The 255-nt window shown below is 45.9% G+C and carries 1 tRNA gene; it reads right to left on the bottom strand.

The window, feature by feature from the left end:
* Nucleotides 1–10: 10 nt before the first annotated feature.
* A tRNA-Ala gene (locus H8K32_RS20115) sits at nucleotides 11–86 on the bottom strand.
* Between the last annotated feature and the right edge of the window lie 169 nt (nucleotides 87–255).

Consider the following 255-nt stretch of genomic DNA (forward strand, 5'->3'; position numbering starts at 1 on the left):
GCCCCAGTATTGGTGGAGGTTGACGGGATCGAACCGACGACCCCCTGCTTGCAAAGCAGGTGCTCTCCCAGCTGAGCTAAACCCCCTTATACTTCAGCTAGCTAACTCTCCAGCTGAAACATAACTATTCTTCTTATTAAAGCCTAACTTACTACTCAGCCTTAACTTATTCTCGTTATCTAATTTAACAGTCAATAAAAGTGAACACTCAACTACAGCGCTACTCTAGAAAGGAGGTGATCCAGCCGCACCTTC

Source organism: Cognatundibacterium jejuense (assembly GCF_014284255.1).
Lineage (GTDB): Bacteria > Pseudomonadota > Gammaproteobacteria > Burkholderiales > Burkholderiaceae_D > Undibacterium > Undibacterium jejuense.